This window comes from Synechococcus sp. H55.11 (assembly GCF_047462475.1).
Lineage (GTDB): Bacteria > Cyanobacteriota > Cyanobacteriia > Thermostichales > Thermostichaceae > Thermostichus.
The window spans coordinates 2,303-8,942 of record NZ_JANSJI010000048.1; the positions used below are offsets into that span (position 1 = coordinate 2,303).

Genomic DNA, 6,640 nt, shown 5'->3' on the forward strand with positions numbered 1-6,640 from the left:
TTTCTACCGGGAGCCGCTGCAGTGTTTGGAATTCCAGGTTCAATCAAACCGACAAGGGATCTCCAGGCACTGCTGCAACAGCTTCAGGTAGTCTTGGCCATCCATGAGAAAGGCGCCAAAACGGGCTAGGTGCGGGTTCATCAACTGAGCGTCGAACAGGCGAAATCCCCGCTCCCGCAGGTGTTCCACCAGCTTCACCAGGGCCACCTTCGAGCCGTTGGGCCTGCGGTAGAACATGGACTCGCCGATGAACGCTGCCCCCAGGGCAATGCCCAGGATCCCGCCTGCTAGGGTGTCTCCCTGCCAGGTTTCAAAGCTATGGGCAAAGCCGGCCCGGCGCAGAGCTGCGTAGATCTGCTTCAGCTCACGGCTGATCCAGGTGTGGGTACGAGCGGCACAGCCTTCTACCACCTGCTCAAAAGCGTCGTTGATCCGCACCTGGAAACGACCGCTGCGCACCAAAGGCCGCAACGAACGGGGGCAGTGGAATCGCTCGTCGAGCGGGATCACGGCGTGCCGGTCGGTGCCGTACCAAGCTAGGGATCCCGTCTCTTCGTCGGCCATCAGGAAGTAGCCTTGGGCGTATCCGGCCAGAATGGCGTCCAGGTTCACTTGTGCCCCCTCAAGATTGCCATTGGGGCGAGAGACTGGCAAAATCTCCCGCATTGACTTTGGGGTGACAATCCACGCAGCCACTGACCCGCACAGGGGTGGGAAACTCCACTTGCAGGTGCAAGGCGCGGAAATAGCGAGAATCGGCCAGGCGGTAGGGCACCTGTTCTCCTTGTCGCAGAGGGCGGGAGTTGGGCCGCAAATAACCCCAGGCCAGTTGCAAAGCCACGCCGCTCAGGGGCTGGATCTGCTGGCCATAGTGGCTGGGATCCTGTAGCAGCCGTCGCCAGGTTTCGGTGGGCAACACTTGGGCGGGCAACGCCACGTGGCAACTGCCACAACTGCGCACATATTGAGCCTGCTCCAGTTGGGCTTGAGTTAGGCCCTGCTGTGCCTGTGCCCCCAGCTTCTGTGCCGATCCCGCCAGCAGGGATCCCACAAACCCGGCCAGGATGGCCACCATGGCCCAGATCCCAAATCGAAGTCGCCGGCGCCGTCTTTGTGAAGGAGCCATACTCTCACAGCCACTGCCTATGCTTTCCACTCTATGTCCTTTCCGGTAGCGAAATCAGGAGTGAAAACGGCGCCTCTGGCAGTGGCCACTCAAAACCCTTCTTCCTCGAGGGCCTGGACGTTTTGCACAATCCGGGAAAGCTCGTTTTTCTCGTCCACATTGATGCGGGTCGGGGAGCCGCTGATGATGCGCTCGTAGCCCCGGAAGGAATCGCGGATTTGGATGCCTGCATTGGAGATCAGGTACTCGCGGATCCCTTTGTCGTGCCAGGATCCCCGCATTTTGAAGACATTGAGCGCGCGGGCCATCTCGCCGCGGATCTCCACGTATTGCAGCAGGATGATCGTGTCGGTGATGGTGGAGATGTGGGACTCGGTGATGGAATGGGATCCCATGAATTGGTCGGTGGTGTTGGTGAAAAAGCCGGTGATCTCCTCTTGCTTGGCCAGGCCGGTTACCCCAATAACAAACTGGCGGAAGGCATTTTGGCTCACCCCCCGCGCCAGCGCCGACAGCGAGTCGATGGCCATGCGAGAGGGCTTGAAGGCCATCATCTCCGTTTTGATCTTCTGCAGGTGATCTTCCAGGCCAGCCGACTCCGGATAGGCGCAGATGATCTTAAGGAGGCCCTGCCGCTCGAACTCTTCCAGCTCAATGCCCCAGGAGGAGGCGTTGCGGGAAAGCTGCGCCCGCGATTCTTCATAGGCGAAGAGAATGCAGCGTTCCCCATCCAGACAACCCCGCTCTAGGAATTTGCTCACCAGCGAGGTTTTGCCCGTGCCGGTGGCGCCGGTGGCCAAAATAATCGAGTCTTTGAAGAAGCCACCGCCGCACATCTCGTCCAGCTTCTCGATACCCGAAGAAACGCGCACATTGGAGGAGCGCTGCGTCAGTTGCATGGCCCCCAGCGGGAAGATGTTGATCCCGTCGTTGGTGATGGTGAAGGGATATTCCCCCTTCATGTGGGTGGTGCCCCGCAGCTTCAAGATCTCGATGGTGCGCCGCCGCTTCTCGCCTTCCAGAATGTTGCGCAGGATCACCACGTTGTCGGAGACGAATTCTTCCACGCCGTAGCGAGCGATGGGGCCGTACTCGTCGGTGCGCTCGGTGGTCATGACGGTGGTGACATTGGCCTGCTTGAGGCGGGCCGTCAGGCGGAACAGCTCTCGCCGCACCACGCCGGCAGGGTCGTATTGCTGAAAGATGGCCGTCACCGAGTCGATGGAGACCCGCTTGGCTTTGTATTTGCGGATGGCGTACTGGATGCGCTCGATAAGGGCCGACAAGTCGAAATTGCCGCTCACCTCGTAGCCTTCGGGATCGGGGGAGGCATCCAGGATGAACAGTTGGCCCCTGTCGATGAGAGCCTGCAGATCCCAGCCAAAGCTGGAGGCATTGCGAATGATATCGGCGGGGGTTTCCTCAAAGGTGACAAAGATCCCCGGCTCTTGATACTTCACGATGCCGTTGTAAAGGAATTGAATGGCAAACAGAGTTTTGCCGGTACCAGAGGTGCCGCTGACCAAGGTGGTGCGTCCCAGGGGCAGCCCACCGTGGCTGATGTCTTCAAAGCCCTCGATGCCCGTCTGTTTTTTCGGGATCCCACGCAGCTCCGATAGACTCGCTGGGTGGTTGTCTGTGGTTGGTTCGGTGGAGTCCTCTGCGGCGTTATCCTGTGGCTTTTCTGGCTCAGAAGGCCCCAATGATTGGTTCATCCCATTCTCCTTGCCCTCGTGGCCTGTCTCAAGTCTCTTCGTCCAGTTCTTCGTAGAGCAGATCCAGGCCGATGAGCACTTTCTCGCGGTTGGACAGATCGCCAATAATCTTCCGCACCGGTGGCGGCAGGATTTTGGCCAAGGTCGGCGTTGCCAAGATCTTATCTTCCTCTGCCAGTTGCGGGTTTTTCAAGACATCGATCACCTTCAGACTGTACACGCCGCGGAATTCCTTTTCTAAGATGTCTTGCAAGGTGCTGAGGGCACGCAGAGAACTGGGGGTGTTGCCCGCCACGTAGAGCTTGAGGACATAGGCTTTGCGAGTGGACATATCAGGGATCCCTTGGGGCAGGTTTGGGAATGGAGCGGCGGTACATTTCGCTCAGGTGGGCCATCACATCGATCAGGGTGAGGCGGTAGTCTAGCAGGATCTCTTCGCTGCGGCCTTCCAGTTTCAGTTGTTTGGCAAAGTCCTCCATCAAGTTCATGTGCAGCTCCAGCAGTTGAGCAGCGCCGATGTCGGCAAAGAAGGCAAGGGCCACCAGCTCGTCGATGCGGGCATTGGCGGTCTCAGGAGACTGAAAGTATTCCAGGACAATGGTTTGGTACAGGCCGCGCAGCCGCTGCATCAAGGCTCGCTGCTCGTGGGGTGGGAGGCGCCGATAAAACAGCTCTGGGTCACGATGATAGTACACTCCGGCATAGCCCAGCCGTTCCCGCAGTTTCTCCGCCAGCCGTCGCTGTTGTTGGTTGCTGTAAGCCAGGTAGGGCTGATCGCTGGGATGCACTGGGCCCTGCGGGAGACCGCAGGTGGGAGACATCTGCAGAAACAAGGCGATGGCCCGATCCACCAGCAGCTCTAAGACGGAAGGGGATCCGGAACAGTCGGCCCGCGCCTGTCCCTTCAGCTCTTGCGGCGAAATGGGACGAACAAGGGTGGCATTGTGGTAAAAAAATTGCTCCCGCTTGAGCAATGCCTTTACCCGAGAGGAGTGTTCTTCGGTCTCCAGATGGGATTCTTCCAGCACAATGGCCAACACGGTCGGCAGCAGAAGCCCCCAGGCGCAGAGCTGATTACCCAGATCGTGCAACTCCTGCAGCCGACCGGGATCCACCAGAAGCACCAAGCAATCGACATGGCCGTCTTGTTTTCTGAGGGCTTCTAGAAAGGCCGCTTGATCCTGAAAACACTCGACGACGAAACGCTGCGGGGGTAGCCAGTCCTCGCAAGCCAGAGGTTCCTCTGCTGGCGGCTCCCAATCCAGCAACAGGCTGATGCGCAGGGGGTGGGGGTCAGGCAACAAGACAAGGGCTGAAGACGCATTCCTATCTTAAATCTGGCCGGGATCCCCGCTCACCTGCCAGAGTTGGGCCAAAGGAGCAATCCTCTGATCCGCTCCACTGAGTGTGCAATCTGTTCAGACGCTGCCTGCGCTCTTGCCGGATCCCGCTTGTGCTCTTCGGCCAGAGTCCTCATCGGCGATGACGGTGCGGTAGTACTCCTCCAACTGTTGTGTGGCCGCCGACCAACTCCAGCGCTCAGCCTCTTGCCGGGCCTGCTGCCGGAAGAGCTGCCGCTGCCCGGTGCCCTCTAAGAGCTGCCGCGTGGCCTGGACAAAGTCGCTGTCGGAGTCCGGATCGAACAGAAAGCCGTTGCGGCCGCTGTCCACCACATCGGTAATGCCGCCGCAGCGGGGGGCGATTACCGGACAACCGGCAGCCATGGCCTCCAACAAGACCAAGCCCAACGTCTCGGTGCGGGAGGGGAACACGAACAGATCCGCGGACGCAAAGGCCGCCGCTAGGTCTTGCCCCTGTAAATAGCCCGTAAACACCACGTCGTAGCCGGCAAAATGTTGCTCCAGGGATCCCCGCTCCGGCCCATCGCCCACGATAGCCAGGCGCGCCTGCGGGATCTGCTCCAGCAACACCCGGATCCGCCCCACCTCTTTTTCCGCCGAGAGCCGACCTACGTAGAGCAACAGCGGCCGCTCCGGCTGACCCGCCGTAAGGCGGGCCCGCATCTCTGGGTCGGCAGCCTGCGGGTGAAACAGCTCCGTATCCACCCCCCGCTGCCACAGTTGCACCCGCTCGATGCCGTGGGCGCTCAGCTCCTGCATCATCGCCGTCGAGGTGCAGAGGTTGACCCGTGCCAAATTGTGCCCCAGCTTGAGGAGGTTCCACAAAACTCCCTCCAGAAAGCCCAGCCCGTAGTGCTTCAGATACTTCGGCAGATGGGTGTGGTAGGAGGCCACCAGCGGGATCCCCATCGCTTGGCTGTAGTAGAGGCCCCCCAACCCCAAAACCGCCGGGTTGACCACGTGGATGACATCCGGTCGGAAGCGGTTGAGCACCCTGCCGATGGCGGGGCCGGGAGCAGCCAGCTTCAACTCCGGGTACAAAGGCAAGGGGAAGCCTGGGATCCCGTAAACCCGCGCCCGCGCAAACCGCCTGGGCGCCCCCTGAGGCGCGACGATAAGCACCGAGTTGCCGCGGGCCGTCAGATGGCGCACCGTGTGGCAAAGCCGCGTAACGATGCCATCCACCTTGGGCAGAAACGTTTCCGTAAACAGGGCTATGCGCATCGGGATCCCAAGCCTAGTGAAAAGGCTCTGCAGATTCTCTTAGGATGAGTGTTGCACAAAACGGCAACGCAATGACGGCTTGGGATCGCAGCAGCACAACTTTATTGCAGCAGCTGATCTTGCAGCGGAGCAGAATGAGTTGGCTCTTGGTTCTGGCCGAGGGTATCGGCCGCCGTTTTGCTGATCAACAACAGCGTAGCCGCCAGAGCCAGTCCAATAACGTCTCGCCACATAATCCGCTCCCACACTCCTCATGCCCCCTACTGTAGCGGCGGTTTTTTCGGCTGGGCAGTGATGGGCGACGGATTTTTAGGTGACAACAATCACTTCCAGAATTGCGGCTTTGCCCCCTAGTCGCGAAAGGCCAGTTGCAAGCTGGTGATCAGCAGAACCAAAGAAAACACCGCCATCACCCCTCCCCAGAACCAGTAGGGCAAAAACAGGTTTTGGGCAATCTGGCTGGAGTCGGAGAGGATCAGCCGCCCGTCGATGACAGCAGCGTCCATAAAAAGATAATCGAGCTGGTGATAGGTGCTCACACAGGCTTGCACCCCCAAAAACTGCAGGGCAAAGCTTTGTAACCAAGAGGCAGCCCAGCGAGCTACTGCCAGGATGCCCAAACCCATGGCCGGGAGGAACAAAAGGCCAAAGGGGGAACGCACCCAGAGCAGCGTCGAGAGCAACAACAGGGATCCCAAAAATACCAGCCCCAGCCGAGCTGTGCTGCAGCGGCGGGAGGTGAGGATGAACAGGGCCCCAGCTATGGGCGGCCCCATCGGCCCGGCAGCGGCCACCAAGGCCCGCCCCACCCGCCCCAAAAACAGCTCGCCACTGTGAATGGCCAGCCCCGAGCCGTCGGGATAGATCTCAAGACGATGAAACTCCCCCCCCAACAGCAGTGCCATCAGGCCATGGCCCATCTCGTGAAACCAGGTGGCCAACAAAGTAAAGGGGTAGAGGAGGTAATTGCCCCAGGGAAACCGCCAGAGCAAGACCGTTAGCCCCGCCGCAGCCACCAGCCAGATCACGCTGTGCCGGCCAGGCCTTGCGGAAGGGGAAGGAGGCAGCTCAAACTGAGTCATACCAGCAGGTGGGTGGAGAAAAGGCCCAAGATGCCTTGTCGGCCTAGACGATTGCCGGCAGAAAAAAGTTCCACATCAGGCAAAAATAGCCGGGCCAACTCCCCTCTCCCTCTGGGAGAGGGGTTGGGGGTG

The 6,640-nt window shown here is 59.9% G+C and carries 8 protein-coding genes; all 8 read right to left on the reverse strand.

Annotated elements, in window-relative coordinates:
- Window positions 1–39: 39 nt before the first annotated feature.
- Window positions 40–654, reverse strand: coding sequence for a leucyl/phenylalanyl-tRNA--protein transferase (gene aat, locus NW853_RS01950; protein ID WP_414334863.1), 615 nt, complete (start codon window positions 652–654; stop codon window positions 40–42).
- Window positions 623–1,075 (reverse strand): hypothetical protein, encoded by a 453-nt coding sequence (locus NW853_RS01955; protein WP_414334864.1) that lies wholly within the window; start codon window positions 1,073–1,075, stop codon window positions 623–625. The genes aat and NW853_RS01955 overlap by 32 nt, the downstream gene beginning before the upstream one ends.
- 140 nt (window positions 1,076–1,215) lie before the next feature.
- On the reverse strand, window positions 1,216–2,841 hold the full coding sequence (gene kaiC, locus NW853_RS01960; protein WP_414334865.1) for a circadian clock protein KaiC: 1,626 nt from the start codon (window positions 2,839–2,841) through the stop codon (window positions 1,216–1,218).
- 28 nt (window positions 2,842–2,869) lie between these two features.
- Window positions 2,870–3,172 carry a circadian clock protein KaiB gene (gene kaiB / locus NW853_RS01965; RefSeq protein ID WP_414334866.1) on the reverse strand — a complete coding sequence of 101 codons (303 nt, stop codon included), beginning with the start codon at window positions 3,170–3,172 and terminating at the stop codon, window positions 2,870–2,872.
- Between the two features lies 1 nt (window position 3,173).
- Complete coding sequence (locus NW853_RS01970; RefSeq protein WP_414334867.1) at window positions 3,174–4,145, reverse strand: circadian clock protein KaiA; 972 nt, start codon at window positions 4,143–4,145, stop codon at window positions 3,174–3,176.
- A 114-nt stretch (window positions 4,146–4,259) separates the two neighbouring features.
- Window positions 4,260–5,426, reverse strand: a complete 1,167-nt coding sequence (locus NW853_RS01975; protein ID WP_414334868.1) for a glycosyltransferase family 4 protein — start codon at window positions 5,424–5,426, stop codon at window positions 4,260–4,262.
- A gap of 101 nt (window positions 5,427–5,527) precedes the next feature.
- Window positions 5,528–5,659, reverse strand: a complete 132-nt coding sequence (locus NW853_RS01980; RefSeq protein WP_414334869.1) for a hypothetical protein — start codon at window positions 5,657–5,659, stop codon at window positions 5,528–5,530.
- Window positions 5,660–5,776: 117 nt separating this feature from the next.
- Window positions 5,777–6,508, reverse strand: a complete 732-nt coding sequence (locus tag NW853_RS01985; RefSeq protein WP_414347434.1) for a M50 family metallopeptidase — start codon at window positions 6,506–6,508, stop codon at window positions 5,777–5,779.
- Between the last annotated feature and the right edge of the window lie 132 nt (window positions 6,509–6,640).

Coding starts and splice junctions, on each gene's coding strand:
- NW853_RS01955 (WP_414334864.1), bottom strand. CDS start 1,075: ATGGTGGCCATCCTGGCCGGGTTTGTGGGATCCCTGCTGGCGGGATCG.
- kaiC (WP_414334865.1), bottom strand. CDS start 2,841: ATGAACCAATCATTGGGGCCTTCTGAGCCAGAAAAGCCACAGGATAAC.
- NW853_RS01980 (WP_414334869.1), bottom strand. CDS start 5,659: ATGTGGCGAGACGTTATTGGACTGGCTCTGGCGGCTACGCTGTTGTTG.
- NW853_RS01985 (WP_414347434.1), bottom strand. CDS start 6,508: ATGACTCAGTTTGAGCTGCCTCCTTCCCCTTCCGCAAGGCCTGGCCGG.
- kaiB (WP_414334866.1), bottom strand. CDS start 3,172: ATGTCCACTCGCAAAGCCTATGTCCTCAAGCTCTACGTGGCGGGCAAC.
- NW853_RS01975 (WP_414334868.1), bottom strand. CDS start 5,426: ATGCGCATAGCCCTGTTTACGGAAACGTTTCTGCCCAAGGTGGATGGC.